We start from the raw sequence: 25239 nt of genomic DNA, 5'->3' as shown, positions 1-25239 counted from the left end.
AAAGGGAATTCACGCATCCGCCAGCGCGTCGAGAGCGGCCGTGAAGGCCTCGGGCGGCGGGCTGACCAGACCCGCTCCCACCTGCCCGGTTCCCGCGATCCGGCCCGCGATTCCGGTGTTGACGACGGGTAGCGAACCGGTTCTGGCCACGAGCGCCACGTCGATGCCGGCCGGCGTGCCGCGGAAGCCCAGCCCGGGAATCTGGTACGCCGGGTGCTCGGCCATCGTGATCTCGTACATCGAGGTCGTGGCCGCGACGGCGTCGGACACCTCGCCGCCGACGAACCGGACGATCGCGGGGGCCGCCGCCATCGCGAAGCCGCCCAGGCCCGCCGTCTCGGTGATGGTGGAGTCGCCGATGTCGGGATTGGCGTCGTCCGGGCCGTACCCCCCCAAGTACAGGCCGTCGGGCACCCCGGCCGGGCCGGTGAACCACCGGTCGCCGAGGCCCGACACCTGTATTCCGAAATCCGTTCCATTGCGCGCCATGGCCACGACCAGGCTCGATCCGGGCACCCCGCGGGCCGCGTCGGCGCTGACTTTCGCCGCCGCCATTCCCGCGTTCAGGAAGAAATGATCATTTCCATTGATGAAACGCAGCACCTCGGCCGCGCGGTCCGGAGCGGCCTCCACGATCGCGGGCGCGATCTCGCGCACCAGCAGGGACGTCGCCGCGCGGTTGCGGTTGTGCAGTTCGTCGCCCATCTGCAGCGCCTGGGCGATGAGCGTGCGCAAGTCGAGCGGGCCGCAGCGCTCCAGCGCCGCCGCCAGCACCGGTCCCAGCACCTCGCCCATCCAGCGCAGCCGCTCGATGACCTCGGGGCCGTACGCGCCGTAGCGCAGGACCTTGCCCAGCCCCTCGTTCAGCGAGCAGTACGCCGTGCCGCCGTGCTCGGCGTCGGTCACCTCCAGCATCCACATCGAAGGGCTGACGACGCCCGCCATGGGCCCGACCGTGCGGTGGTGGTGACAGGAGTCGAGGCCGATTCCCGCGCCGGAGGCCAGGCGGCCCTCCGCCTCCTCGGGGGTGGCGGCCAGGCCCTCGAACAGCATCGCCCCGGTGAGCGCCCCGCGCATCGGCCCGGAGGCACGCTCCCAGGTGATCGGGGGACCGGCGTGGAAGAACTCCCCGGCCCGCAGGCCCAGGACCGTGTGTGCCGGGCGCACGCCGGTCAGCATGGGCCGCGCCGCCAGCATCCTGCCGACGGCGGTGGCGTTGGCGCCCTCGCGGCGGGGGTCGGCGAGCACCCGGGCGAGGGCGGCGGCGGTGCCCGGCAGTGGCGGCCGCCAGTCGACCTCACAGCGAGGCACGGCCTGCCGCTCCAGCGCCTCGCCCAGCACCTGTGCCCCCACGGTGACCACCCGCGGCTCGCCGTACAGCATGGAGAGGGTCATCGGGCTCCGATCCTGGTCGGCGCGGCCACGCCCGTCACCCGCCCGCCAGGAGGCGGGCGTGCCGGGCGGCCGCGGCGTTGGAGGTGAAGACCGCCGCCCCGGCCTCGTTGAGCCGGGCGGCCTGGGCGCGCAGCCCCTGCGGGTCGCCGTCGGTGCCGACGAGGGCCACGACCACGTCCACGCCCCTGGCCACGGCCTCCCGTACGGCGGGCGCGAGCCAGGAGGAGGGGTCGGGATCGGCACCGTGCCCGAGCACGACATCCATCAGCACGACGCCGGAGGCGAGGCCGCGCAGCGCCTCCAAGCGCAACGCCGGGTCGATCATCGGATGGGCCCGGCCCCGGGTGTAGGAGTCGTCGCCGAAGTCGGTGAACTCGCCGTCACCCGCGAGCAGGGCGGCCTCCGCGCACAGCGTGCCGCCGGCGTAGAGCCCCCGCAGCGGCCCGCGCCGCGCCGCCACGCCGTCGCCGGCGGCTTCCGCGTCGCCGGCCGTTTCCGTGCCGCCGGCAGCTTCCGTGCCGTGCGGTGCGGAAAGGCGAGCCGCCCGGGTGACGGGGGCGGGCCAGGAGGGCCACTCGGGCACGTCGCGGCCGAGGGCGCGCAGCACCTTCTCCGCTGCGGTGGTCAGGTCGTCCTGCCCCGGCCCGAGCAGCGCGGCGACGACCGGCGTCGCCAGGTCGAGGTCCCGTACGGCGCGGGCCACCTCGGGGGCGGGAGGCTTGGAGACCAGCACGATCAGCTCGGTCGCCGGGTCCTCGTCGAGCGCGCGCAGCGCCTGTACGGCCGAGCGCCCGCCCACCTCGGCGGACAGGTCCCTGCCGCCCACGCCGAGCACGTGGGACACGCCGACGCCGGCGAGGTCGAGCAGGCTCGTCACCTGCTGCGCGCCCGTTCCCGAGGCGGCCACGACGCCCACCGGTCCCGGGCGCAGGACGTTGGCGAAACCCAGACCCGCCCCACCGACGACGGCGGTGCCGCAGTCGGGCCCCATCACGAGCACGCCCCTGGCCCGCGCCCGGTCCTTGAGCAGGATCTCCTGCTCCACCGGCACGTTGTCACTGAAGATCATCACGGAGAGCCCGGCCTCCACGGCGTCGAGCGCCTCGGCGAAGGCGTGCTCCCCCGGCACGCTTACCAGCGCCAGCGTCGCCTCGAAGGCCCGCGCCGCCGACCGGGTGGTGCGCGGCGGCGCCTCGTCCCGCGTCCCGCTCGCCGGCGCCCGTGCGGCGAGCTGTCGTTCGAGTTCGGCGGCGGCGTCCTCCAGCTCCTCGGGGGAGGAGGCCCGCAGCGCCACCAGCAGGTCGCCGGGCGTCGCGGGCGGCACCGCGAAGCCGAGATCGCGGGCGAGAGCCGTGTTGAGCTCGGTGGCCATCGCGACGACGGCGACGGTCACTCCGGGCTGTCCGGTGAGGACCCGGCTCACCCGCATCAGCGTCACGGAGTCGCGGTAGACCCCGGGACGCACCTCGACCAGGTCGTTCAACGGCCCTCCCGGAGAGCGAGGACGGCGGACAGGCCGATCTGCACGCCCCACGCCAGGTCGGCGCCCGAGGTGTGGCCGAGGCGGAGCAGGCGGTGCGCGGCCGGCTCCAGCGGCTGGTGCCCGGCCACGCCGCGCAGCACCCCGGTGACCTCCGGGCTCGCCTCGCCCCTCGCGGCGCAGTGCAGCAGGGTGGCCGAGACGGGCGTGGTCCGGGTGCGGGCGTCGTAGGTGACCGCGGCGGCCAGCCAGTCCGCCAGCCAGACGGCGCGCGGCACGCCCGCCGCCGCGCCGAGATGCCGCAGCGCGACCAGCAGGCCGGCGAGCATGTCGTCGCCGCTCGGGGTCAGCCCCGGGCCGAGGCCGATCAGCCGCTCGGCCGCCGTGATGCTGTCCAGCAGCGACCCCGCCAGGCAGCCGCGCTCCAGCAGCGCCGGGGCGCCGCCCGGGTCCAGGCCCGGCCGCCGGGGCGAGGCCGCGCGGGCGCGACCGAGCAGCCCGGGCGCGGCCGCGAGCCGTGCGGGGTCGGCGGGGGCGAGCGGGGGAGCGGGGTCCCACCAGCGGCGCACGCGGATCGACAGGCCGCCGACGTCGACGGAGCCCTCCCCGACCCAGGCGTCGTCGCCCGCCGACACCCCTTCGACGCGCCCGGCGAGCACCACGGCGTTGGGCAGGCGGGTCGCCTCGCCCGTCACCACGGCGACGACGTGCGGCTCGGCCTCGCTCCTGATCTCCAGGTAGAGCGCGAGGGGAAAGACCGCGAGCACCCGGGCCGGGCGGCGGGGCGCCTCGAGCGCGGGCCGTACGGCCACGCTCGCGGCGCCGCTCACATAGGCGGGGGCCGCCGGGGGGCGGGACGCGGGCGTCGCCGCCCGCGCTCTCGGGCGCGTGCCAACACTCACCGGACCTCCCGAAGCCAGTCGTTGCCGACGCTAAAGCCCGGTCTCCCCCCTCCGTACGGAGAAAGATGCCAACAGTCGGCCGAATGCTTGGCTCTTCCTGACAGGACCGGTGCTCGGGCACAATCGGCGTGGGACGTCCCGGAGCGGTGCGCGACCGATGACCCACCGACGTCGCGACCCGATTCAGCAGCACGTTCAGTAAGCACTGTCCGGCGAGCAGGACCGGAGACGGCATTGCACAACGACCCGGCCCCGCCCGCGATGCGCCTGGCCAGCACCGGAACGATCTTCCACGGCGTGTCGGTGGGGGAGGTGCTCGGAGTCTCGACGCTGGCGGACGCCCGTCTGATCGCCGGTCGGGGCGGCCTCGACCGCATCGTGCAGCGCCTCAACGTGATGGAGGTGCCCGACATCCTCGCCTGGGTGAAGCCGCACGAGCTGCTGCTCACCACGGGCTACCCGCTGCGCAACACGCCGCAGTCGCTCGACCGGCTCGTGGCCGACCTGGACGAGCGCGGCCTGGCCGCTCTGGCGATCAAGCTCGGCCGCTACCTGGACGAGCTCCCGGGGGAGATGGTCGAGCAGGCCGACCGGCTGGGCTTCCCGCTCATCCTGCTGCCCAACGACGTCGGCTTCGACGACATCCTCAATCAGGTGCTCACCGACATCCTCAACCGGCAGGCGGCGATCCTCGCCCGCACCGAGGAGGCGCATCGGGCGCTCGTGCAGATCGTGCTCGCGGGGGGCGGGATGCGGGAGGTCACGGCGGAGGTGGCCGGGCTGCTGCAGGTGGCCGTGGGGGCGGCCGACGCCGCCGGCCACTTCCTCGCCACCGCGGGGGAGCCCGCGCAGGTGGCCCGGCTGCGGGAGATCAACGCGGCCCTCGCGCGGACGCCGTCGGCCACGCCCGCCGGCGGCGACGGGCACCACGCCGCCGTCCCGATCGTCGCGGGCGGGCACCACCACGGGAGGATCGCGGCCTACAGCGCCCACGGCACGCTGACTCCCAGCGACATAGGGATCCTGGAGCGCGCCGCGACCGTCGCCGCGCTGGTGATCACCAAGCAGGAGGCGGTCACCGCCGTCGAGAGCAAGTACCGCGCCGACTTCCTGCGGGACGTGCTCACCGGCAGGGGCGGGCTGCGCGTGGCCGAGCGCGCCCAGGCGTTCGGCTGGGACCTGGAACGCCCGGTGAGCGTGCTGGTCGCCGAGATCGACCCCGACGCCGAGGAACGGCCGCTTCAGGACCGCATGCTCGCGGCGTGGCAGGCGTCGGTGCGCAAGCACGACCCGCGCGGCGCGGTCGCCGGTTTCTCCCATGAGGTGGTGGCGATCGTCGGGGCCGCCGCCGACCCGGCCAGAGTGGCCAGGGACGCGCTCGCCGCCGTCTCCGACGGCACGTTCTCCACCGGCCTCAGCCGGGTCGCCTCCGGCGCGGACGCCCTGCCCGGCGCGTACGGCCAGGCGCTGAAGGCCGCCAGGGTGGGCCGCCAGCTCCACGGTGCGGGCGCGGTCGCCCACTTCGACGAGCTGGGCGTCTACCGGCTGCTGTCGCTGGTGAACGACACCGAGGAGCTGCACGCCTTCGTCCGGGAGACCCTGGGCCCGCTGGCGGGGGACGACGACGCCGAGAACGCCGACCTGCGGCGCACCCTGCAGGCGCTGCTGGAGACGAACCTCAACGTCGCCGAGACCGCGCGCCGGCTGCATTTCCACTACAACACGCTGCGCTACCGGATCGGGAAGCTGGAGCGCATGCTGGGCAACTTCACCGAGGACGCCCACCTGCGGCTCAACCTCACTCTCGCCCTGCACGTGCTGCGCATGCGGGGTATCTAGGTCGTGCCCCTTAGATCTCTTGCCTACTGCGGTCGCCCAGGCGGCGCCTCGCTGCGTTGTCGTCGTCGCCCATAGCTCCGCTATGGGCTCCTCCTCCGCCTTGCGATGCATCCACCTGGCCGATCCTCGCTACGGCGAGATCTGCGGGACACTCCCTGACTGCCTAAGCTGGCGGCGTGAACGATGCCAAGGCCCCTGCCATCACCTTCGAGCTGGACGGCGACCACATCCCGCTCTGCGATCTTCTCAAGTTCTGCCAGATCGCCGACAGCGGCGGCGCCGCCAAGCACCTCGTCGCCGAGGGCCGGGTGCGCGTCGACGGACGCGTGGAACTGCGCAAAGCCTGCAAAATCCGGGCGGGGCAGGTCGTCACCGGAGACGGGTACACGATCCGCGTGGTGTGACGCCCCGGAGTCCGTCGCTTTGGCAGATCATGCCAATGTCTGTCGCGCACGCCAGTCCTAAAGTGCCCCAAACGGTCCAGTAGCGCCGCGGAGGGACGCCTGCGGGGTGGCCGACCGGCCCACGGCCCAGTAGCAAGAGGGGCGTAAATGGCTTTCAGATGGACAGTGCACGGCGACGGGAGAGGGCTGGCGCCCGGGGACGTCGTCAAACCCGACGAGAGGCTGAGCTGGCCGCGCATGGTCGGCATCGGCGCCCAGCACGTGATCGCCATGTTCGGCGCGACCTTCGTGTTCCCCCTCGTCATGGGGCTGGACCCGAACACGGCCGTGATGATGTCGGGCGTCGCGACGATCCTGTTCCTGCTGTTCACCCAGGGGCGGATCCCCAGCTACCTGGGCACGTCGGCGTCGTTCGTCGGCGGCGTGGTGGCCGTGCGGGCCGCGTTCGGCGGCGACACCCCGGGGGCCGACCAGGTCGTGACCGGTGCGATCCTCGTCGCCGGCCTGGTGCTCGCCCTGTGCGGTGTGGCGATCCACGTGCTCGGCGTGCAGATCATCCACCGCGTCTTCCCGCCGGTCGTGACCGGCGCGGTGGTCATGCTGATCGGGTTCGGCCTGGCGTACGTCGTGGCCGACGTCTACTGGCCGCAGGATCCGTGGATCGCGTTGATCACGATGGTCGCGACGTTCGTGTTCGTCGTGTTGTTCCGCGGTTTCCTCGGCCGGATCGGCGTGCTGCTCGGACTCGTCTTCGGGTTCGTCCTGTCCTGGCTCGCCGACAAGGTCTTCGGGAACATCACCGCCTACAACGCGGGCACCGGGAAGATCGACACGCACCCCCGGGTGAGCTTCCAGGCCGTCGCCGACGCCGACTGGATCGGGCTGCCGCACTTCCACGCCCCGTCGTTCCAGCCGTCGGCCGTGCTGGTCGTGCTGCCCGCCGTGATCGCCCTGATCGCGGAGAACGTCGGCCACGTCAAGGCCGTGGGCCAGATGACCGGCGCCGACGTCGACCCCCAGATGGGCAGGGCCGTCATCGCCGACGGCGTCGGCACCGCGGTCGCGACCGCCGTCGGCGGCTCGCCCACCACGACGTACGCCGAGAACATCGGCGTCATGGCGGCCACGCGGGTCTACTCGACGGCCGCCTACTACATCGCCGCGATCATCGCGATCCTGTTCGGCCTGTGCCCGAAGTTCGGCGCGCTGATCGCCGCCACGCCCGGCGGCGTGCTCGGCGGCGTCACGGTCATCCTGTACGGCATGATCGGTCTGCTCGGCGCGAAGATCTGGGTGGAGAACCGGGTGGACTTCGCCGACCCGGTGAACATGGTGCCGATCGGCGCGGGGATCATCCTCGCGATCGGCCCGGTCACCCACCAGATCACCGGCGACTTCTCCCTCGCCGGAATCGCGCTCGGGACGATCGTGGTGCTCGCCGGCTATCACCTGCTCCGCGCCATCGCGGGCAGACGAGCGAAGGAGGTCACGGGTGGGGAGATCGGGCTCGAACGCGACCCGGCCGTCTGAACGGCCCGCGCCGCGGGTGCGCACGCGGTGAAACCGCCTCCGTTCGACTACCACGGCCCGGTCACCCTCGGCGAGGCGCTGGACGTCCTCGCCGAGGCCGGGCCGGACGGGAAGGTGCTGGCGGGCGGCCAGAGCCTGATCCCGCTGCTCAACATGCGGCTGGCCGCGCCCGCCCACATCGTCGACGTGAACCGCGTGCCCGGCCTGGACGGGATCGAGGCCGGTCCGGGCGGCGTACGCGTCGGGGCCCTGGCCCGGCACGCCGCCGTGGAACGCTCGCCCGAGGCCGCCGCCGCGCTGCCGCTGCTGCGCCAGGCGCTGCGGCTGGTCGCCCATCCCGTGATCCGCAACCGCGGCACGGTGGTGGGCAGCCTCGTGCACGCCGACCCCTCCGCCGAGATGCCGGCCGTGCTCGCCCTGCTCGGCGGGTCCGTACGGCTGGCGAGCCGGGGCGGGGAGCGGGAGGTGCCGGCCGCGGAGTTCTTCACCGGTCCCATGGAGTCGGCGCTGCGGCCGGGGGAGCTGGCCGTGTCGGCGTTCTTCCCGGCGCCGCCCGCCCGGTCGGGCACGGCCTTCCACGAGGTGGCCCGAAGGCACGGCGACTACGCGGTGGCCGGGGTCGCCGCCGCCGTCACGCTGGACGAGGACCTCCGGATCGCCGCCGCCCGCGTCGCCTGCGTGAGCGTGGGCCCCGTCCCCGTGGTCGTGGACGTGACCGCCGCGTGCGGTGCGCGCCCGGCCGCGTCGGCCGGCTGGGAGGCCACGGCGGCCGCCGTACGGGACCGCGTCGAGCCGGAGGGCGACATCCACGCGACGGCGGACTACCGGCGGCACCTCACCGGGGTGCTCGCCGTACGGGCACTGCGGGACGCCGCCGCCGCGGCCCACGGGGAGGAAGCGTGAACGAGACGCGCCATCGGGTGACGCTGACGGTCAACGGGGTCGTCCGCGAGGCGGAGGTGCCCGGACGGCGGCTGCTGTCCGACTGCCTGCGCCACGACCTCGGCCTCACCGGCACCCACGTGGGCTGCGAGCACGGCGTCTGCGGCGCCTGCACGGTGCTGTTGGACGGCGAGCCGGTGCGGTCGTGCCTCACGTTCGCCGTCACGGCGGACGGCCACGAGATCACGACGGTGGAGGGCCTGGCCCCCGGCGACGGCGAGCCGTCGCCGGTCCAGCGGGCCTTCGCCGAGTGCCACGCCCTGCAGTGCGGGTTCTGCACACCGGGCTTCCTGTGCACGGTCACCGCTTTCCTGCGGGACAACCCCGCCCCGTCCGAGGAGGAGGCGCTGGAGGCCGTGGCGGGCAACCTGTGCCGGTGCACCGGCTACCAGAACATCCTCAAGGCGGTCCACCGGGCGGCCGAACTGCAGGCGGAGCTTCAGACGGAGGAGGACCGGTGACGACCAGGCTGTTCGGCGAGCCGGTCCGGCGGCGTGAGGACGCCCGTCTCATCACCGGTCAGGGCCGCTACCTCGACGACCTCGGCGCGGGCGCGCTGGCCGCCGCCTTCGTCAGGTCGCCGCACGCCCACGCGCGGATCCTCGACGTCGACGTGTCCGCCGCCCTCGACGTCGAGGGCCTGGTGGCGATCTACACCTGGGAGGACCTGCCGGGCGCGCTGGCCGAGCCGCTGCCGCTGCTGATCCCGCACCCCGCGCTCACCCATGGTCGTACGGCGTACCCGCTGGCCCGGGAGATCGTCCGGCACGTCGGGGAGCCGGTCGTCATGGTCATCGCGCGCGACCGCTACCTCGCCGAGGACGCCTGCGCGCTGATCCGGGTCGACTACGAGATCCTCAAGCCGGTCGTGGGCATCGAGGAGGCCGTGCGCGGCGTCCACCTCGTGCACGAGGACGTGCCGGGCAACGTCGGCGCGCACCTCGTCCAGGAGGTGCCGGGCCACGGCGGCGTGACGGCCCGGGAGGCGGTCGAGGCGGCCCCGCACCGGCTGGAGTTCCGCCTCGACGTCGAGCGCAGCGCGTGCACGCCCCTGGAGGGGAAGGGCGTGTACGCCCGCTGGGACGCCGACGACGGCTCGCTGCGCGTCTACTCCTCCACGCAGACCTCCACGAGCGTGCGGATGGCGATCGCGGCCAAGCTCGGGCTGCCGCTGCCCAAGGTGGAGGTCATCGCGCCGGACGTCGGCGGCGGCTTCGGCGTCAAGATCGTCCACCCGTGGCCCGAGGAGATCCTCGTGCCGTGGGCGGCCCGGCTGCTGAACCGCGAGGTGAAGTGGGCCGAGGACCGGCGCGAGCACTTCGTCTCGTCGTCGCACGAGCGCGGCCAGGTCCAGCACGTACGGGTCGGGTTCGACGACGACGGGCGCGTCCTCGGCCTGGAGGTGGAGATCCTGCACGACCACGGCGCCTACACGCCGTACGGGATCATCGTGCCGATCATCACCTCGACCCAGTTGCTCGGGCCGTACAAGGTGGGGGCCTACCGGGTCGAGTTCTCCTCGATCTACACCAACACCGTGCAGGTCACGCCCTACCGGGGCGCGGGCCGCCCGCAGGGCGTGTTCTGCATGGAGCGGACGATGGACAAGATCGCCGCGTACCTCGGACGGGACCGCACGGAGGTCCGCGAGGCCAACTTCATCCAGCCGGACGAGTTCCCCTACGACCAGGGCCTGACGTTCCAGGACGGGCGCCCGCTGATCTACGACAGCGGCGACTACCCCGAGGCGCTGCGCATGCTCAAGGAGCTGATCGGCTGGGACTCCTTCGCCGAGGAGAAGGCCCGCGCGGCCGCCGAGGGGCGCAGGATCGGCATCGGCGTCGGCTGCTACGTCGAGGGCACCGGCGTCGGCCCGTACGAGGGCGGGCACGTGCAGATCACCTCCGACGGCCGGGTGCACGTCTCGACCGGCCTCACCTCCCAGGGGCAGGGGCACGAGACGGTGTTCGCGCAGATCGCCGCCACCGAGCTCGGCGTGCCGATCGAGAAGGTGTCGGTGGTCACCGGCGACACCCGGCGCTTCGGCTACGCCGTGGGGACCTTCGCCTCACGGGCGGCCGTGATGAGCGGCAACGCGATCGCGCTCGCCTGCCGGAAGGTCAGGGAGAAGGCGCTGCGGATCGCGGCGGAGGCGCTGGAGGCCGACCCGCGCGACCTGGAGATCACCGACGGGACGGTCCACGTCGCCGGCGTGCCGTCGGCGTCGATCCCGCTGGCGACCGTCGCCGTGCTGTCCAACCCGCTGCGGTACGCCTTCGACGAGGAGGCCAAGCGGGCCACGCAGTTCGCCGGGCCCGCCTCCGACGACCGGCCGCCGGTGGCCGAGGGCGAGGAGCCCGGGCTGGAGGGCCGCGACTACTACTCGCCGGTGAGATCCACCTTCGCGGCCGGCATGCACGCGGCGATCGTGGAGACCGACCCCGACACCGCCGAGATAAGGATCCTGCGGTACGCCGTCGTCCACGACTGCGGAAAGCTGATCAACCCGATGATCGTCGAGGGGCAGATCCACGGCGGGGTCGCCCAGGGCGTCGGCGGCGCCCTGTACGAAAAGATGGTCTACGACGAGCACGGCCAGTTGCTGAACGCCTCGTTCATGGACTTCCTGATGCCGTACGCCACGGAGGTGCCGCGCATCGAGACGGCCCACCTGGAGACGCCCTCGCCGCTGAACCCCCTCGGGATCAAGGGCGCGGGGGAGGCCGGGGTGATTCCCGTCTCCGCCGTCATCGCCTCCGCGGTCGAGGACGCCGAGGGCATCGCGATCGACCGGATGCCCATCTCCCCCTCCGACCTCCACCACCTGCGCCTGGAACGGTGACCACCGTCACGGCCCGATCATCTGACCGACCCGGAAGACGAGCTCCCCATGGGAGCCTGGATCGATCTTCGTGTGGGGCTTGGTGAGGCTGGCCACGTTGAGAGTCTCTATCACTCCGAGGTCCGCGACCCCGGTCCCCGGGACGGTGAAGAGACGGCGCGGATGGATGACTTTCGCCATCATGTCGTCCCGCCGGTAGACCGGCAGGGCCAGCACGTTTCCGGACCCGTCACGCAGGTGGCGCCTGCTCGAGATGACCAGGCGCGGCTCCGGCCCGAGTACGGCGTTCACATGCCAGATGTCGCCGAAGGCCGGCTCAGCCGGCATTGAGGGCTTCCCGATCCGTGCGGCGTTCCTCAGCGAGCCGGGCCGAGTTCTCCCGGATGCGCTCGGCACGCCGCGCCAGCGCCTCCTGGGCCGCGGGGTCGTTGGCGAGGTCCGCGTAGTGCCGGTCCTCGTCCATGTCGATCCACTCGGCCAACGCCTGACTCACCAAAGCCGAGACCGACATGTTCCGGGCGGCGGCGATGCTGCGGATGTCGTAAAGGACACCTTGGTCGAGGCTGAGGGCGGTCTTTTCCGTAGCCATACCCCTTAGATTATCCGACCGATTCCCTCCGACCGTGGAGGTATTGCCGATTGTGTAGATATGTCCTCAGGAGACCGCGGCGGTGAGGCGCTTGCGGAAGACCCAGTAGGTCCAGGCCTGGTAGGCGATGACGCCCGGCAGGGCGAGCAGGCCGATCCAGGTGAGGACGGTCAGCGTGTACGGCGCCGAGGCCGCCTCGGCCAGCGTGAGCCCGGGCAGCGGGGCCGACCACAGCACGCCGAAGACGGTGGCCGTCGTCGCGGCGATCGAGGTGGCGGTCGCGGTGAAGGCCCAGCCCTCCCGGCGGCCCCACACCAGTGTCACCCCGGCCGCCAGCGCCGACGCGGCGAGCAGGGCCGTCCCCAGCGTCCACATCGGCCCCTTGCCGGGCACGGACGGCAGCGTGCCGATCGCGACCGGCACCGCGCCGACGGCCGCGAGCAACGCGGCGCGGCGGGCGCGGGCGCGGACCGCGCCGGTCGTCTTGAGCGCGACGAACACCGCGCCGTGCAGCACGGCCACCGACAGCGACAGGGCCCCGCCGAGGACGGTCGCCAGCGCCGTGCCGAACAGCAGGTTGCCGAAGATCGCACCCCACAGGAACGCCGGCAGCACGCTGCCGGTGACGATCCCGGCGTCGCACAGCGCGACCTCGCGCCGGGAGTGGACCTTCCCCCGCCACTCCAGGCCCACCCCGCGGACGATCAGGCCGATGATGACGAGGAAGACCGCCAGGTAGAAGCCGCTCAGCAGGCCGGAGTACCACGCCGGGAAGGCGGCGAACATCGCCCCGATCGCGGTGATCAGCCACACCTCGTTGCCGTCCCAGACCGGCCCGATGGTGCCCAGCACCTGCTTGCGATCGGCCTCCGATCGCGACAGCAGCGGCAGCAGCGCGCCCACGCCGAAGTCGAACCCCTCCAGGACGAAGTAGCCCGTCCAGAGGAAGGCGATCACGATGAACCAGAAGGTCGTCATCTCGTGACTCCTCAGTACATGAGCGTCGGCATGAGCCGCGCCTCGTCGGACTGGGCCGGAACGGCGCCGGCGGGCGCGGTCTCGGCCGGAGGCAGCTCCGGGCCCGCCTTGACGTGCCGCACCAGCAGCACGCCCTCGGCCAGGGCCAGCACGCCGTACAGGACCGTGAAGACGGCCAAGGTGATCGCGACCTCGCCGAGCGAGACGCCGGGCGACACGCTGGCCGCCGTCATGAGCTCGCCCTGGACGGTCCACGGCTGGCGGCCGATCTCGCTGAGCAGCCAGCCGGCGACGATCGCCATGGTGGGCAGCGGGAGCGCCAGCACGCAGAGGCGGGCGAACCAGCCGGGCACCGGCTTCGCGGTGCCGCCCTGCCGGCGCCGGCGCCGCCGGGTCAGCCACAGGCCGAGCACGGACAGGCCCACCGTGGCCATGCCGAAGCCGATCATGACGCGGAACGACCAGAAGACGACCGGCACGTTCGGGGTGTAGTCGGCCGGCCCGAAGGCCTTCTCGTACCGCGCCTGGATGTCGTCGACGCCCTGGACCGTCGCGCGGGGGTCGTGCGCCGCGAGCAGGCTGAGCAGGCCGGGCACCTCGACGCCGGGCGCGATCGAGAACGGCGCGCCGGCGGTGTCGTGGCGCAGGCCCTCCGCCGCGGCGAGCTTCATCGGCTGCTGCTCGCGCAGCAGCTGGCCGGACAGGTCGCCGCTGCCGGCGACGACGGCCCCCGCGATCGCCGTCATGACGAGCGCGGCGCGCAGGCTGGTCCGCCACATGTCCGGCAGGCGGCGCACGGGCACGGTCGCGTCCTGGCCGGCCCCGGCGTTCCCGCGGCCGGGCACCAGGCCGAGGCCGCGCTCGCGCAGGATGCGGTAGCCCGCGACGGCGATGACGAACCCGCCCGCGACGACGAACGAGGCGGCGACCACGTGGGGCACCTGGGCGAGGGCCGTAGAGTTGGTCAGGACGGCCCACAGGTCGGTCATCCTGGCCCTGCCGTCCACGACCTCGTAGCCGACCGGGTGCTTCATCCAGGCGTTGGCCGCGAGGATGAAGTACGCCGACAGGTTGGACCCGATGACGGCGGCCCACAGGCAGGCGAGGTGGAGCCGCTTGGGCAGCCGGTCCCAGCCGAAGATCCACAACCCCAGGAACGTCGACTCCAGGAAGAACGCGAGCAGCGCCTCCAGCGCCAGCGGCGCGCCGAACACGTCGCCGACGAAGGTCGAGTACTCGCTCCAGTTCATCCCGAACTGGAACTCCTGGACGATGCCGGTCACGACGCCCATGGCGAAGTTGATCAAAAAGAGCTTGCCGAAGAACTTCGTCAGCCTGAGGTAGTGCTCCTTGCCCGTACGCAGCCAGGCGGTCTGGAGTCCGGCGACGTAGACGCCCAGTCCGATCGTCAGGGGTACGAAGAGAAAGTGGTACACGGTGGTCACCCCGAACTGCCACCGTGCCAGGTCAAGCGCGTCCATGTCTCCCTCACAGCGGAGCTCTACGGCCTGTAGTTCTATAACAAGTAGTACTACAAGCTGTAGAGCAATAGGGCCCCGCAGCGTGCGATCTTCGTCACAGCCGGGCGGAGTGCCGCCCGGCCCCCGGTTCGCGGGGGGCCGGACCCCGTTTCTTGCAGTACCGACGATTGCAGTCGGATGGTCCCGGCCGCCAGGGACACGGGTCCCGTCCCGCCGGGAGCGCCTCCTGGGGAGGCACGGGATCAAGAATGGACGAATGCCGACAAGTGGCGCGTCCGCCGCGCGGCTGATTCGCCCGTACGCCTCGCGGTTGAGAACCCGCGGGGAAACAGGACGCGGAACGGCGAAGACCTCCGGTTCGCCGAACCGGAGGTCTTCGCGTCCCGTGTGCCGGCTACGCCGCGGCCGGGTGGAGGGCGAGCGTCGGATAGTCGGTGTAGCCGCGGTGGTCGCCACCGAAGGCCGTGCTCAGATCCGCCTCGTTGAGCGGCGCGCCGACCCGCAGGCGCAGCGGCAGGTCGGGGTTGGCCAGGAAGGACTTGCCCAGCGCGACCAGATCGGCGCCCCAGCCCAGCAGCCGCTCCGCGGCGGACGCCGGGTCGGTGGCCGCGGGGTCGTTGACGACGAGGGCGTTCGGCCACAGGTCGCGGATCCGCGCGTTGAGCGCGTCGCCGCCGGTCGCCACCAGGTGCAGATAGACCAGGTCGAGATCGGCGAGCGCGGACACCAGGGCGGGGTAGAGCTCGTCCGCGTCGTCCTCGACCAGTCCCTGGGCGCCGTTCCGGGGGGACAGGCGGATGCCCACCCGGTCGGGGCCGATCTCCGCCGCGACGGCCCGGGCGGTCTCCACCGCGAAGCGGATGCGGCCGGACACCGTCTCTCCGTAGTGGTCGTCGCGCAGGTTGGCGTTCCGGGACAGGAACTGGTGGATGAGGTAGCCGTTTGCCCCGTGTAGCTCGACTCCGTCGAACCCGGCGTCCACGGCCCGCCGTGCGGCTGCGGCGAAGTCGCGGACCGTGGCCTCCACTTCGGCGGTGGACAACGCGACCGGCACCGGCGTGTCCTGAAGGCCCGACGGCGTGAAGATCTGCCCCCCGACCCGTACGGCCGAGGGGGCGACGGGAAGCCTGCCGGTGTTCGCGGGATGGCCGGCCCCGCCCGCGTGCATGAGCTGGGCGACGATCCTGCCGCCCGCCGCGTGGACGGCGTCGGTCACCTCGCGCCACCCCGCGACCTGCTCGTCGGTGTGCAGCCCCGGCGTGTCCATGTAGCCCTGCCCGGCGGGGCTCGGCTGGACGCCCTCGGTGACGATCAGGCCGGCCGAGGCGCGCTGGGCGTAGTAGAGCGCGGTGAGCGGAGAGGGGATTCCGGCGACGTACGAGCGTGACCTCGTCATGGGTGCCATGACGAGGCGGTTCGGCAGACGGAGGGAGCCCAGCTCGAAGGAGGAGAACGGCATGATCGTGTCCTTTCGCAACAGTATGTGGCCAGCCAACTTGGTTGGCAAAATTGGTCGGCCAATGAAAGTCATACAACTTGGCCGACCAATATGCAAGCGGTAGGCTGATAGGGGAGAGGGGGCGTGATGATGGATGCGCTGACCGGCGACGCGGGGGCGTGCGGGGTGCCGCAGGGTGAGGGCTCCGGCAGCCTGAGCTGCCTGATGGCGCAGGCGGCCCTGGGTCACCGGGTCCTGCTCGCCGCCATGCTCGCGGAGATCGGCCTCTATCCCGGGCAGGACCGGGTGCTCGGCGCGCTGTGGGAGAACGGCCCGATGTCCCAGAACAAGCTCGCCGCCGCGGTGGGCATCGACATGTCCACGATGACCAAGAGCCTGCAACGACTGGAGCGCAGCGGGCTCGTGAGCCGCGCGCCGTCACCCGCCAACCGGCGGGTCAGCGTGGTGAGCACGACGCCGAAGGGCGACGCCCTGCGCCCCGAGATCCGCCGGGTCGAGGAGGAGCTCCACCGCCGGATGTCCGACGGCCTGACGCCGGAGGAGGTGGAGACGCTCCGCTCGCTGCTGGCGGTGGTCACCCGCAACACCTGCCGCGAGGTCGCGCTGTCCCAGCCATCCAAGCCCTCCTCCAAGCCCTCCTCCGCGCTCGCCGAATCGGCCGTGGCGTCCCGGTAGACCCGCCGGCGCCGCGGCGGCATGTGAACTCTGCACGACCGCCGCGCCGTGCCGGGGCAGATCTTGCCGTTCTCGCCGGGCAGGTGGTTTTCTAGGGTGCTCGGCATCGGAGGTGGCCCATGAAGGTCTCGGGCAGCGCGCTGGTCGCGGCGGAGCGCAAGCGGGTCTGGGACGCCCTCCAGGACCCCGGCGTCCTGGTGCGGACGATCCCCGGCTGCGAGCGCCTGGAGACGACAGGCGAGAACGTGTACGCGATGACGGTGACCGCGGGGGTCGCCTCGATCAAGGGCGTCTACCAGGGCGAGGTCGCGCTGCGCGACCAGGAGGAGCCGGACCGGTTCACGCTCGGCGCGCGCGGGCAGGGCGCCCCCGGCACCGTCGAGGCGACCGTGGCCGTACGGCTCAGCGACGCCGGGGGCGGCACCCGGATCGACTACGACGCCGAGGCCGTGGTCGGCGGCATGATCGGTGGTGTGGGGCAGCGGATGCTCGCCTCGGTCGCCAAGAAGACCGCGGGCGAGTTCTTCGCCGCCGTCGAGCGGCACCTGCTGTCGGCTCCCGCCGTGCCTGCCGTTCCCGCCGAGTCCGCTGACGCCGTGACCACGCCCGTGACCACGTCCGCGACTGTGCCCGTAACTGTGCCCGCGACGGCGTCCGTGGCGGCGCCCGTGACAGGAGAGGCCGCGCCGCGGGTGTTCACCCGTGAGGCCCCGGCCGCGCCCCGTCAGGGGGTGCCGGCCTGGACGATGCTCGCGGCGTTCGGGACCGGCGCCGGGGTCGCGCTCGGCAGCGCCGTCATCGGCTGGCTTCTGGGACGCCAGAGCCGCCGCCGATAGCCCGTGGCCGGGGAATCGGCGGCCGGTGCCGCAGGTTGGGACATGTCGTGAAAGTAGAGATCTTCTCCGATGTCGTGTGTCCCTGGTGCTACATCGGCCACCACCGGCTCCGGCAGGCCGTCCGGGCCTTCGACGGGGACGTCGAGGTCGTCCACCGTCCGTTCCAGCTCGACCCGGACGGCGTCTCCGGCGGTGAGCCGCTGCTGCGCGCGCTCGAGCGCAAGTTCGGCGGCGCCGACCGGGTGGCCCAGATGACCGGTCACGTCACGGGCGTCGCGGCGCAGGACGGGCTGGAGCTCCGCTTCGACCGGGCGGTCGCGGCCGGCACGTTCGAGGCGCACCGGCTGATCTGGCTGGCCGGGCGCGCGGGACGGGACGGGGACATGGCCGACCGGCTCTTCCGCGCCCACTTCACCGACGGCCTCGACGTCGGCGACCCCGCGACGCTGGCGAAGCTGGCCGCCGAGACCGGCGTCGAGGACACCGGGGAGGGCGCCGAGCAGGTGCGCGCCGAACTGGCCCGCGCCCGCGCGCTCGGCGTTCGCGCCGTCCCGCTGTTCCTGTTCGAGGAGAAGTTCGCCGTCTCGGGCGCGCAGCCCGTCGAGACGCTCGTGGCCGCCCTGCGGGAGGTCGAGGCGCGTACGGCCCAGGAGGCGGCTGGCACGGCGGCTGGCACGGCGGCGGGCACGGCGGGCGAGGACTGCGACGACGGCACCTGCGCGGTCTGAGTCACCCGTCCGGGCAGGGTATGACGACAGGACGGCGATTCTTCGGCAGAGTGCGCCGGTTCTTCCGATCGGCGTCGGTCGGTAAACACTGAGCATGCCTAGCGTCCGCATCGGGGTCGACACGGGCGGCACCTTCACCGACGTCGTGCTCGTCGACGAGGAGTCCGGCCAGATCGTCACGACCAAGACTCCCTCGACTCCCGCCAACCCGGCCGACGGGTTCATGGCAGGCGTTCACAAGGTGCTCGAGGCCCACGCGGGGTCCCGCGCCCTCGACGCCGTGTCCGCACTCGTCCACGGCACCACCGTCGCCACCAACCAGCTGCTGGAGGACCGGCCGGACGGCACGTCCCACCTGGGTTTCGTCACCACGGAGGGCTTCGAGTTCGTCCTGGAGATCGCCCGGCAGAGCGTGCCGGACGGCTACGGCAACTCCTACTTCTGGGTCAAACCCCCACGGATCGTCCCCGTGCACCGGGTGCGCACCGTGGGGGGACGGCTCGACCACCTCGGCCGGGAGGTCCGGCCGTTCGACGAGGCGCAGGCCGTACGGGCCGCCCGGTGGTTCAGGGAGCGCGGCGTCACCGCGATCGGGGTGTGCTTCCTGCACTCCTACGCCAACCCGGAACACGAGCGGCGGATGCGCGAGGTGCTGGAACGCGAGCACCCCGAGGCGGTCGTGTCGCTGTCGAGCGACGTGCTGCGGGAGTACCGCGAGTACGAGCGGTCGGTGACCACCTTGGTGGACGCGGCGGTCAAACCGATCATGCGGCGGTACATCGACAACCTGTCGGAGCGGCTCGGCCGGCCGTTCTCGGTCATGAAGAGCAACGGCGGCGTGCTGTCGGCGGCCGAGGTGGTGCACCAGCCGATCACGACCGTGCTGTCCGGACCGGCGGCGGGGGCGCTCGGCGCGGCGCTCGTCGCGGGGACCGCCGGGCACCCGAGCGTCATCACCCTCGACGGCGGCGGCACCTCGACGGACGTGGCGGTCGTGGTGGACGGGGAGCCGTCGCTCACGACCGAGGGCAGCATCGGCCGCTACCCGTGCAAGATCCCCATGATCGACATCGTCACGGTCGGGGCGGGCGGCGGGTCGATCGCCTGGATCTCGCCCGAGGGGACGCTGAAGGTCGGCCCGAGGTCGGCGGGCGCGGATCCCGGCCCGATCTGCTACGGCAGGGGCGGCACCGAGGTGACGGTGACCGACGCGCACGTCTTCCTCGGCCGGGTGCCCGCGCATCTGCTCGGCGGCGAGATCCCCCTCGACGTCGCCGCCGCGCGGGCGGGCGTGGCGGCGCTGGCCGGCCGGCTGGGACTGACCCCGGAACGCTGCGCCACCGGCATCCTGGAGATCAGCGCGTTCAACCAGTCGAACGCGATCCGGCAGATCACCGTGCAGCGCGGCCTCGACGTGCGGGACTTCCCGATGGTCGCCTTCGGCGGCTCAGGCCCGCTGCTGGCCTGCCGCCTCATCGACATCCTCGGCCTGCCGGCCGCGATCGTCCCGCCGGACCCCGGGAACGTGTCCGCGTTCGGCCTGCTCACCGTCGACGTGAAGAACGACTACGTCCGCACGCACGTCGCCCGCGACCCCTCGCCCGAGGCGGTCGCCGAGATCCTCGGCGACCTGGAGGCCCAGGCCGCCGCCGCGCTCGACCGCGAGGGCTTCGCCGAGCACGTGTACGCGCGCAGCGCCGACCTGCGCTACTACGGCCAGGCGTACGAGGTGCGGGTGCCCGCTCCCGACGGCCCCGTGGACGAGGCGTGGCTCGGCGCGGTCGCCGAGCGGTTCCACGCCGAGCACGAGAGGCTGTACGGGTACGGCTACCGTGACGATCCCCGGCACGCCGTCGAGTGGGTCAACCTCCGGGTGTCCGGCATCGGCCCGATCGTCCGGCCGAAGATCGCGCGCAGGGTCCGGCAGGAGGACGAGCCGAGCCCGGTCGCGACCCGCGACGTGTACTACGAGCGGTGGGGCCGGACCGTGATCTACCGCCGGGGAGACCTCGGCGCGGGGGCGGTCGTGCGCGGCCCCGCCGTGATCGAGGAGTACGGCTCGACCCTGCCGGTGCACCCCGGCTTCACGGCGACCATGGACGACTACGGCAACCTCGTGGTGGTGAGCGATGACCGGTAGGACCGCCGACCCCGTGCTCGTGGAGATCGTGGAAGGCACGCTCGCCTCGGTGGAGAAGGAGGTCGAGACGGCGATCGCGCGCACGGCGAGGTCGCCCATGATCCGCGACGCCCACGACTTCCGCGCGGGCATCCACGACGTGCGGATGCGCAAGCTGACCGGGCGGTCCTACTCGGCGCTGGTGCAGCCGATCGTCCGCGACTTCCCGGTGGACACGATGCGCCCGGGCGACGTGTTCTTCCACAACGACGTCTACCTGTCCGAGGGCGGCATCGGGCACCTGCCCGACCTGTGCGTGACGGTGCCGGTCTTCCACGAGGGCGAGGTCGTCGCGTTCGTCCAGGCGTTCGGTCACCACGACGACATCGGCGGCGCCGTGCCGGGTTCCATGCCGTCGCACGCGCGCAGCGCGTTCGAGGAGGGCCTGATGGTCCCGCCGATCAAGCTGTGGGACCAGGGGGTGCCCAACCGCGCCGCGCTCACGATCATGACGCGCAACTCCCGCATGCCCGACAGCCTCGCCGGCGACCTCGACGCCGAGTGCTCGGCCTGCCTGATGGGCGCGCGGCGGCTCGGCGAGCTGTTCGGCCGGTACGGCCGTGAGGCGGTCGAGGCGTGTTTCGACGCGATCGTCGGCAAGACGACCGAGACGTTCCGCCGCGAGCTGCTCGCCAAGATCCCCGAGGGCGTGCACGTATGGGAGGACTACGCCGAACACGACGGTGTGGACGAGCCGCGCCTGCACGCCCAGCGGATCACGCTCACCGTCGACCACTCGGCGGACACGCCGCTGACCATCGACTTCACCGGCACCTCGCCGCAGGCCAAGGGCCCGATCAACCACGCGGGCGACTACGCCGACGGGGTCTTCCTGAAGAAGTGGCTGGCGCCCATCCTGCGCAACCTCGCCGACACCCCCGAGCGGATGGCCGAGCTCGACGTGAACGAGGGCGTCGTCCCGCTGATCAAGATGGTCTTCCCGGAGAAGGGCACGCTGCTCACGCCGATCTTCCCCGCGCCGACCAACGCCCGTACGTTCGTGATCCTGCGCCTGCTCGGCGTGCTCGCGGGCGTCCTGGCCAAGGCGACCGGCGGCCGCATGCCGGCCGACCAGGAGACCATCCGCTACACCGGCGTGTACGGCGAGTCGGACGACGGGCCCTACCTCATGCGCGAGGTGCTCGGCGGTGGGTCGGGCGGGCGCTGGTACGCCGACGGGGAGGACACCATCCACGTGGTGCCCGACAGCCGCAACATCCCGGTGGAGTTCGCCGAGGCGCGCTGGCCGTTCCGGGTCGAGCGGCTGGGCCTGGCCGTGGACAGCGGCGGACCGGGGGAGTTCCGCGGCGGCCTCGGCTACGACAAGCACATCCGCATGCTGCGGGACGCCTCCTTCATGTCGATCGCCGACCGCTCGATCCTGTCGTGCTGGGGCGTGAACGGCGGCCGGGCGGGCCGTCCCTTCCAGGTCACCGTGGACGGTGTGGAGATGGAGGGCCTGGTCGACGACTTCCCCGTACGCGCCGGGCAGGTCATCCGCATCCGGACGACGGGCGGAGGCGGCTGGGGCTCGCCGTACGACCGGCCGGCCGAGACGGTGGCCGCCGACGTCCGCGACGGGAAGGTCTCGTTCGAGGGCGCGCGGGAGGACTACGGCGTCGTGCTGACCGGCACCCGCGACGACGTCGTCGTGGACGCGGAGGCGACCGAGCGCCTGCGGGAGCGGCTGCGCGAGACGCGTCCCGCCGCCTTCTTCGACCGCGGCCCCGGCTATCCCAAACTCTCCGGAGGCCTGCCGTACGCGGAGGTGGACACCGTCTGACCCGCGCCGCCGGCCGCGCTCCGTGCGCTTGCGCACCGTGATTGGCGGCGGTTTCCGTGGGTAGCCGTCCAGTAACGGCACAAAAGGGATGGTGAGTCAAAAATGGCTTCGATCGTTCAGCGCATCAGGGAGTACCTGCAGAGTCCCAAGGGCCGGGAGAACATCGAGAAGGCCAAGACCATGACGCGTGATCCGCAGAACCGGCAGCGGGTGCGCCGGCTGATGGACCAGTGGCGCGGTCATCGCACCCACCGCTGACGCCCCCGCGACCCCCGGCCGGGCCAGGACGACGACGCCCCGGCCCGCCGAGCGGGTGCGGCCACCGTGAACAGGCCGGACGCGGGCGCCCGATCCGCTCCGGTCGACGGCGTGGGCCGCGCCCGCGGCGGGGTCGGGAGCACGATCGCGGGCCGCCGGACGTACGGTGGCGGAGTGGATGACGGCCCGGGTCCGCGGCTACCGGTCGCCGGTCTGCCGGGAGCTCTCCTGACCGTCCGCCCGGTCAGGAGCGAGCGGCACGGGCACGCGCTCCACCCGGATCGCGTGCACCTCGTCGCGGGGCACTACCACCTCGTACGCGCCGTGGTCCACCAGCCAGTAGCCGAGCGCCTCGGCCTTCAGCCCGTTATGGCCGGTGTAGGCGATGTGCAGGCCGCCCTCCCCGCCGTCGCCGCCGTCGTCCTCGTCGAGCACGAGGCACGGCTCGCCCCCGAAGGCGCCGACCGTGCGCAGCAGGGTGAGCCGCTCCAGGGCGGACCGGTTCACCCGCAGCCGCCAGTAGCCCCCGGCGGCCGTGAACCCCTCCTGCGGGGTCTCGCTGAACAGCACCACGTCGTCGCCGCCCGGCCCGACCGCGGCGGCGTAGTCCCGGTCGCGGTAACGGGCGACGAATCCCAGGCCGACCGGCTCGATCTCGCTCATCGCGCCGGCCGCCAGGTCAGGCCGTCGTACCCGGCGAAGGGACGCTCCCCGGCCGCGGCGAGGTGCACGATCTCCGCGCCCGCCGGGATCGGCATGGGCATCGTGTGGAACTGCGGCACCACCTGCTCGCGCGAGGCGGTGAAGCCGTTCCCGGTGAAGGGCGGTGCATCGCTCCAATCACCGCCCATGTGCGGCCCGTACGGGACGACGTAGGTGTCGATGTCCCGCGCGTCCCAGCGCATGATGTACAGCTCGGGCACGTCCGGCGTCAGCTCCGATCCGTCGAAGCACAGGTCGAGGGCCTCGACGAGCGCGGCGGGGGTGATGAGGCGGTCGCAGTCCTGCACGCGGTAGACGTAGCCGGAGATGATGGTGCGACGGCCCGACAGGTACGGCACGAGCAGCCGCGGCGGAACCACCTTCTGCATCCGCGTCCTGCGTCCCGGCTCGCTCATGGGGCCAAGTTTACGATCTGCTGACTCCGAGCCGGCGGTGTTCGAGCGAGGGGAGGGTGGCGCGCGCTGTCTCGGTCCACGCCGCGTCGATCTCCGCGATCAGCACGCCGGGGCCCGTGCCCAGGTCATGCCGTGCGACGCCCATCGGGTCGACGAGCATGCTGCGGCCCACACCGAACCCGTCCGGTATGGCGGGATTGGGCGCCTGGCCGACCGCGATGGTCCAGGTGGTGTTCTCGATGGCCCTCGCCCTGACGAGGGTCGTCCAGTGGTCCTCCTTCAGGGGCCCCGAGCCCCAGGCGGCGATCACGGCGAACGTGTCCGCGCCCCGGTCGACCAGCGCGCGGGCCAGTTCGGGGAAACGGACGTCGTAACAGGTGATCAGGCCGATCCTGAGCCCGGCCAGCTCCACCACCGCCGGCTCGTCTCCCGGCGCGACCAGTTTCGACTCCTTCGCGCCGAAGGAGTCGAACAGGTGGATCTTCCGGTAGGCCGCGGCGAGCGAGCCGTCCTCGCGCAGGGCGACCGCGGTGTTCCAGACCCTGCCGTCCGCGGCGGGTTCGAAGACACCGGCGATGACCGCGGTGCCGTGCTCCCGCGCCGCCTCCGCCAGGCCGGTGACGAACGGGCCGTCGAGCGGCTGGGCCGTCTCGACGATCCGCGGGCCGAACCGGGCGAGCGCCGCTTCGGGGAACACGGCGAGATCCGCCCCCCGCGCCCGCGCGAGGGCGTCACGCATGGTCGCGAGGTTGGTCTCCGGGTCGTGGTCGACGGGGATCTGGCACAGCGCTACGCGGGTCACGGATCACAGTCTGCCCGGTCGTCTCCACACCCCACCAGGTGCCCCGCGAAGTGCCCCACCAGGTGAGCGTGCGCCACACCCACTCCAGCGGGCCGTACCGGTGCCGGGCCAGCCACCACCGGCAGAAGACCGCCTGCACGGCGACCGTGACGGCGGCGAGCAGCACGAGGGCGGCTCCCGTGTCGTCGGCCTCCAGCAGTGGCATCGCCACCACGATCACCGTCGTGCCCGTCACGTAGTTGGTCAGCGTCATCCGTCCCAGCGTCTCGAACAGGGTCGCGCGCCGGGCGAGCAACAGGAACGCCGCCGCGTACGCGACCGCCCCGCACAGCGCCGCCGCCTGGTAGACCCCGCCGCCGGGCGGCCCGTGGTTCCACCACCAGGTCAGCCAGGCCGCGAGCACGGCCGCGACCCCGCACACGACGCCGAGGAACGGCCCGCTGCCCAGGCCGTCCGCCCCGCCGAGGCGCGTCGGTCCTCTCCCCGGCTCCGTACCCGGTCCGGCGGCAAGGCCGAGCAGGAACAGCGCGGTGATCAGCACGTACGGATGGGAGTCGAGCACGGAGGCGACCAGCGCGCCGCAGCCGGCCGTGAGCACCGCCCACCGGGGCAGCAGGCTCGCCGGGAGCAGGACGAGCACCCCCAGCAGCGCGTACGGCAGCAGCACCTCGCCCGGCTCGATCAGGGTGTGCGCCGCGCCCAGCACGGCGAGCACGGCCAGGCGCCGGAGCATGACGACGCGCGGGCGCCGCGTGCGCCGCCGCGCCGAGCGTAGGAACAGCGCGAAGGACAGCCCGAACAGGAACGCGAACATCGGGTAGAAGCGGCTCTGGAACAGGTTCGTCATCACCCAGTCCAGGGAGGTCGGCGTCCGCCGCACCGTCTGCTGCCACGCGTTGACGAACATGATCCCGCACACGGCGAACCCGCGCAGCGCGTCCACCCGCCGGATCCTGTCCCGCGGTTCGCTCACCCGTCAGTCCCTTCGCGTGCCGGGGCGCACCGCGTGTTCCCGGCCT

24 protein-coding genes are annotated in these 25239 nt (G+C 72.7%); 12 read left to right on the top strand and 12 right to left on the bottom strand.

Going from position 1 to position 25239, the window contains the following annotated elements:
* Nucleotides 1-9: 9 nt before the first annotated feature.
* Genes ACWEQG_RS06635 through ACWEQG_RS06625 form a run of 3 tightly spaced genes read right to left on the bottom strand, consistent with a single transcriptional unit; the run spans nucleotide 10 to nucleotide 3777 of the window.
* On the bottom strand, nucleotides 10-1395 hold the full coding sequence (locus tag ACWEQG_RS06635; protein ID WP_452282342.1) for a DUF1116 domain-containing protein: 1386 nt from the start codon (nucleotides 1393-1395) through the stop codon (nucleotides 10-12).
* Nucleotides 1396-1429: 34 nt separating this feature from the next.
* The gene (locus ACWEQG_RS06630; RefSeq protein ID WP_452282341.1) at nucleotides 1430-2878 is read right to left on the bottom strand and encodes an FdrA family protein; all 1449 of its coding nucleotides are present in this window, start codon (nucleotides 2876-2878) and stop codon (nucleotides 1430-1432) included.
* Nucleotides 2875-3777: a DUF2877 domain-containing protein gene (locus ACWEQG_RS06625; protein WP_363471344.1), complete on the bottom strand. Its 903-nt coding sequence runs from the start codon at nucleotides 3775-3777 to the stop codon at nucleotides 2875-2877. Before ACWEQG_RS06625 ends, ACWEQG_RS06630 begins: the two co-directional genes overlap by 4 nt.
* Before the next feature lie 261 nt (nucleotides 3778-4038).
* Between ACWEQG_RS06625 and ACWEQG_RS06620 the strand changes: the two genes are divergently transcribed.
* From ACWEQG_RS06620 to cutA, 6 genes are all read left to right on the top strand, one after another.
* Nucleotides 4039-5616 carry a PucR family transcriptional regulator gene (locus ACWEQG_RS06620; protein WP_363471348.1) on the top strand — a complete coding sequence of 526 codons (1578 nt, stop codon included), beginning with the start codon at nucleotides 4039-4041 and terminating at the stop codon, nucleotides 5614-5616.
* Nucleotides 5617-5792: 176 nt separating this feature from the next.
* Entirely contained in the window at nucleotides 5793-6020 is a 228-nt protein-coding gene (locus ACWEQG_RS06615; RefSeq protein ID WP_310742008.1) for an RNA-binding S4 domain-containing protein, read from the top strand.
* A gap of 147 nt (nucleotides 6021-6167) precedes the next feature.
* A complete protein-coding gene (locus tag ACWEQG_RS06610) occupies nucleotides 6168-7550 on the top strand; it encodes a uracil-xanthine permease family protein (RefSeq protein ID WP_452282339.1) in 1383 nt (460 codons plus the stop codon).
* 27 nt (nucleotides 7551-7577) lie between these two features.
* Entirely contained in the window at nucleotides 7578-8453 is an 876-nt protein-coding gene (locus ACWEQG_RS06605; protein ID WP_452282337.1) for an FAD binding domain-containing protein, read from the top strand.
* Nucleotides 8450-8953, top strand: a complete 504-nt coding sequence (locus ACWEQG_RS06600) for a (2Fe-2S)-binding protein (RefSeq protein WP_452282335.1) — start codon at nucleotides 8450-8452, stop codon at nucleotides 8951-8953. Before ACWEQG_RS06605 ends, ACWEQG_RS06600 begins: the two co-directional genes overlap by 4 nt.
* Nucleotides 8950-11334: an aerobic carbon-monoxide dehydrogenase large subunit gene (cutA, locus tag ACWEQG_RS06595; RefSeq protein ID WP_452282333.1), complete on the top strand. Its 2385-nt coding sequence runs from the start codon at nucleotides 8950-8952 to the stop codon at nucleotides 11332-11334. The genes ACWEQG_RS06600 and cutA overlap by 4 nt, the downstream gene beginning before the upstream one ends.
* 6 nt (nucleotides 11335-11340) lie before the next feature.
* On the opposite strand, the gene ACWEQG_RS06590 is transcribed toward cutA, so the two are convergent.
* From ACWEQG_RS06590 to ACWEQG_RS06570, 5 genes are all read right to left on the bottom strand, one after another.
* The gene (locus ACWEQG_RS06590; RefSeq protein WP_452282331.1) at nucleotides 11341-11661 is read right to left on the bottom strand and encodes a hypothetical protein; all 321 of its coding nucleotides are present in this window, start codon (nucleotides 11659-11661) and stop codon (nucleotides 11341-11343) included.
* The gene (locus tag ACWEQG_RS06585) at nucleotides 11651-11923 is read right to left on the bottom strand and encodes a hypothetical protein (RefSeq protein ID WP_363471332.1); all 273 of its coding nucleotides are present in this window, start codon (nucleotides 11921-11923) and stop codon (nucleotides 11651-11653) included. The genes ACWEQG_RS06590 and ACWEQG_RS06585 overlap by 11 nt, the downstream gene beginning before the upstream one ends.
* A gap of 66 nt (nucleotides 11924-11989) precedes the next feature.
* Nucleotides 11990-12901 carry a cytochrome d ubiquinol oxidase subunit II gene (gene cydB / locus ACWEQG_RS06580; RefSeq protein WP_452282329.1) on the bottom strand — a complete coding sequence of 304 codons (912 nt, stop codon included), beginning with the start codon at nucleotides 12899-12901 and terminating at the stop codon, nucleotides 11990-11992.
* 11 nt (nucleotides 12902-12912) lie between these two features.
* On the bottom strand, nucleotides 12913-14382 hold the full coding sequence (locus ACWEQG_RS06575) for a cytochrome ubiquinol oxidase subunit I (RefSeq protein ID WP_452282327.1): 1470 nt from the start codon (nucleotides 14380-14382) through the stop codon (nucleotides 12913-12915).
* A 394-nt stretch (nucleotides 14383-14776) separates the two neighbouring features.
* Entirely contained in the window at nucleotides 14777-15841 is a 1065-nt protein-coding gene (locus ACWEQG_RS06570; RefSeq protein WP_452282325.1) for an alkene reductase, read from the bottom strand.
* A 126-nt stretch (nucleotides 15842-15967) separates the two neighbouring features.
* On the opposite strand from ACWEQG_RS06570, the gene ACWEQG_RS06565 reads away from it, so the two are divergent.
* From ACWEQG_RS06565 to ACWEQG_RS06540, 6 genes are all read left to right on the top strand, one after another.
* Entirely contained in the window at nucleotides 15968-16516 is a 549-nt protein-coding gene (locus ACWEQG_RS06565) for a MarR family winged helix-turn-helix transcriptional regulator (protein WP_452282323.1), read from the top strand.
* Between the two features lie 119 nt (nucleotides 16517-16635).
* Nucleotides 16636-17352 carry an SRPBCC domain-containing protein gene (locus ACWEQG_RS06560; protein WP_452282321.1) on the top strand — a complete coding sequence of 239 codons (717 nt, stop codon included), beginning with the start codon at nucleotides 16636-16638 and terminating at the stop codon, nucleotides 17350-17352.
* A 47-nt stretch (nucleotides 17353-17399) separates the two neighbouring features.
* Nucleotides 17400-18080 (top strand): DsbA family oxidoreductase, encoded by a 681-nt coding sequence (locus ACWEQG_RS06555; RefSeq protein WP_452282319.1) that lies wholly within the window; start codon nucleotides 17400-17402, stop codon nucleotides 18078-18080.
* Between the two features lie 94 nt (nucleotides 18081-18174).
* Entirely contained in the window at nucleotides 18175-20220 is a 2046-nt protein-coding gene (locus ACWEQG_RS06550; RefSeq protein WP_452282317.1) for a hydantoinase/oxoprolinase family protein, read from the top strand.
* The gene (locus ACWEQG_RS06545; RefSeq protein ID WP_452282315.1) at nucleotides 20210-22042 is read left to right on the top strand and encodes a hydantoinase B/oxoprolinase family protein; all 1833 of its coding nucleotides are present in this window, start codon (nucleotides 20210-20212) and stop codon (nucleotides 22040-22042) included. The genes ACWEQG_RS06550 and ACWEQG_RS06545 overlap by 11 nt, the downstream gene beginning before the upstream one ends.
* Before the next feature lie 102 nt (nucleotides 22043-22144).
* The gene (locus ACWEQG_RS06540; protein ID WP_452282313.1) at nucleotides 22145-22300 is read left to right on the top strand and encodes a hypothetical protein; all 156 of its coding nucleotides are present in this window, start codon (nucleotides 22145-22147) and stop codon (nucleotides 22298-22300) included.
* 198 nt (nucleotides 22301-22498) lie between these two features.
* Here ACWEQG_RS06540 and ACWEQG_RS06535 read toward each other — a convergent pair whose 3' ends face one another.
* From ACWEQG_RS06535 to ACWEQG_RS06520, 4 genes are read right to left on the bottom strand one after another with little or no spacing between them, the layout of a single operon-like run.
* On the bottom strand, nucleotides 22499-22963 hold the full coding sequence (locus ACWEQG_RS06535; protein ID WP_452282312.1) for a hypothetical protein: 465 nt from the start codon (nucleotides 22961-22963) through the stop codon (nucleotides 22499-22501).
* Nucleotides 22960-23418, bottom strand: a complete 459-nt coding sequence (locus tag ACWEQG_RS06530) for a hypothetical protein (RefSeq protein ID WP_363465226.1) — start codon at nucleotides 23416-23418, stop codon at nucleotides 22960-22962. The genes ACWEQG_RS06535 and ACWEQG_RS06530 overlap by 4 nt, the downstream gene beginning before the upstream one ends.
* A gap of 10 nt (nucleotides 23419-23428) precedes the next feature.
* A complete protein-coding gene (locus tag ACWEQG_RS06525) occupies nucleotides 23429-24220 on the bottom strand; it encodes a carbon-nitrogen hydrolase family protein (protein WP_363465229.1) in 792 nt (263 codons plus the stop codon).
* Nucleotides 24150-25193, bottom strand: coding sequence for a DUF418 domain-containing protein (locus ACWEQG_RS06520; RefSeq protein ID WP_452282310.1), 1044 nt, complete (start codon nucleotides 25191-25193; stop codon nucleotides 24150-24152). The genes ACWEQG_RS06525 and ACWEQG_RS06520 overlap by 71 nt, the downstream gene beginning before the upstream one ends.
* Nucleotides 25194-25239: the final 46 nt, after the last annotated feature.

The sequence above is a fragment of the Microbispora sp. NPDC004025 genome, assembly GCF_053604425.1.
This window is presented reverse-complemented; position numbering and strand designations above follow the sequence as displayed.

What these genes read in the sequence shown, in the direction of transcription:
- ACWEQG_RS06550 (WP_452282317.1), top strand. Translation starts at nt 18,175, where the DNA reads ATGCCTAGCGTCCGCATCGGGGTCGACACGGGCGGCACCTTCACCGAC.
- cydB (WP_452282329.1), bottom strand. Translation starts at nt 12,901, where the DNA reads ATGACGACCTTCTGGTTCATCGTGATCGCCTTCCTCTGGACGGGCTAC.
- ACWEQG_RS06575 (WP_452282327.1), bottom strand. Translation starts at nt 14,382, where the DNA reads ATGGACGCGCTTGACCTGGCACGGTGGCAGTTCGGGGTGACCACCGTG.
- ACWEQG_RS06545 (WP_452282315.1), top strand. Translation starts at nt 20,210, where the DNA reads ATGACCGGTAGGACCGCCGACCCCGTGCTCGTGGAGATCGTGGAAGGC.
- ACWEQG_RS06635 (WP_452282342.1), bottom strand. Translation starts at nt 1,395, where the DNA reads ATGACCCTCTCCATGCTGTACGGCGAGCCGCGGGTGGTCACCGTGGGG.
- ACWEQG_RS06610 (WP_452282339.1), top strand. Translation starts at nt 6,168, where the DNA reads ATGGCTTTCAGATGGACAGTGCACGGCGACGGGAGAGGGCTGGCGCCC.
- ACWEQG_RS06535 (WP_452282312.1), bottom strand. Translation starts at nt 22,963, where the DNA reads ATGAGCGAGATCGAGCCGGTCGGCCTGGGATTCGTCGCCCGTTACCGC.
- ACWEQG_RS06540 (WP_452282313.1), top strand. Translation starts at nt 22,145, where the DNA reads ATGGCTTCGATCGTTCAGCGCATCAGGGAGTACCTGCAGAGTCCCAAG.
- ACWEQG_RS06590 (WP_452282331.1), bottom strand. Translation starts at nt 11,661, where the DNA reads ATGCCGGCTGAGCCGGCCTTCGGCGACATCTGGCATGTGAACGCCGTA.
- ACWEQG_RS06560 (WP_452282321.1), top strand. Translation starts at nt 16,636, where the DNA reads ATGAAGGTCTCGGGCAGCGCGCTGGTCGCGGCGGAGCGCAAGCGGGTC.
- ACWEQG_RS06585 (WP_363471332.1), bottom strand. Translation starts at nt 11,923, where the DNA reads ATGGCTACGGAAAAGACCGCCCTCAGCCTCGACCAAGGTGTCCTTTAC.
- ACWEQG_RS06620 (WP_363471348.1), top strand. Translation starts at nt 4,039, where the DNA reads ATGCGCCTGGCCAGCACCGGAACGATCTTCCACGGCGTGTCGGTGGGG.
- ACWEQG_RS06565 (WP_452282323.1), top strand. Translation starts at nt 15,968, where the DNA reads ATGATGGATGCGCTGACCGGCGACGCGGGGGCGTGCGGGGTGCCGCAG.
- ACWEQG_RS06530 (WP_363465226.1), bottom strand. Translation starts at nt 23,418, where the DNA reads ATGAGCGAGCCGGGACGCAGGACGCGGATGCAGAAGGTGGTTCCGCCG.
- ACWEQG_RS06570 (WP_452282325.1), bottom strand. Translation starts at nt 15,841, where the DNA reads ATGCCGTTCTCCTCCTTCGAGCTGGGCTCCCTCCGTCTGCCGAACCGC.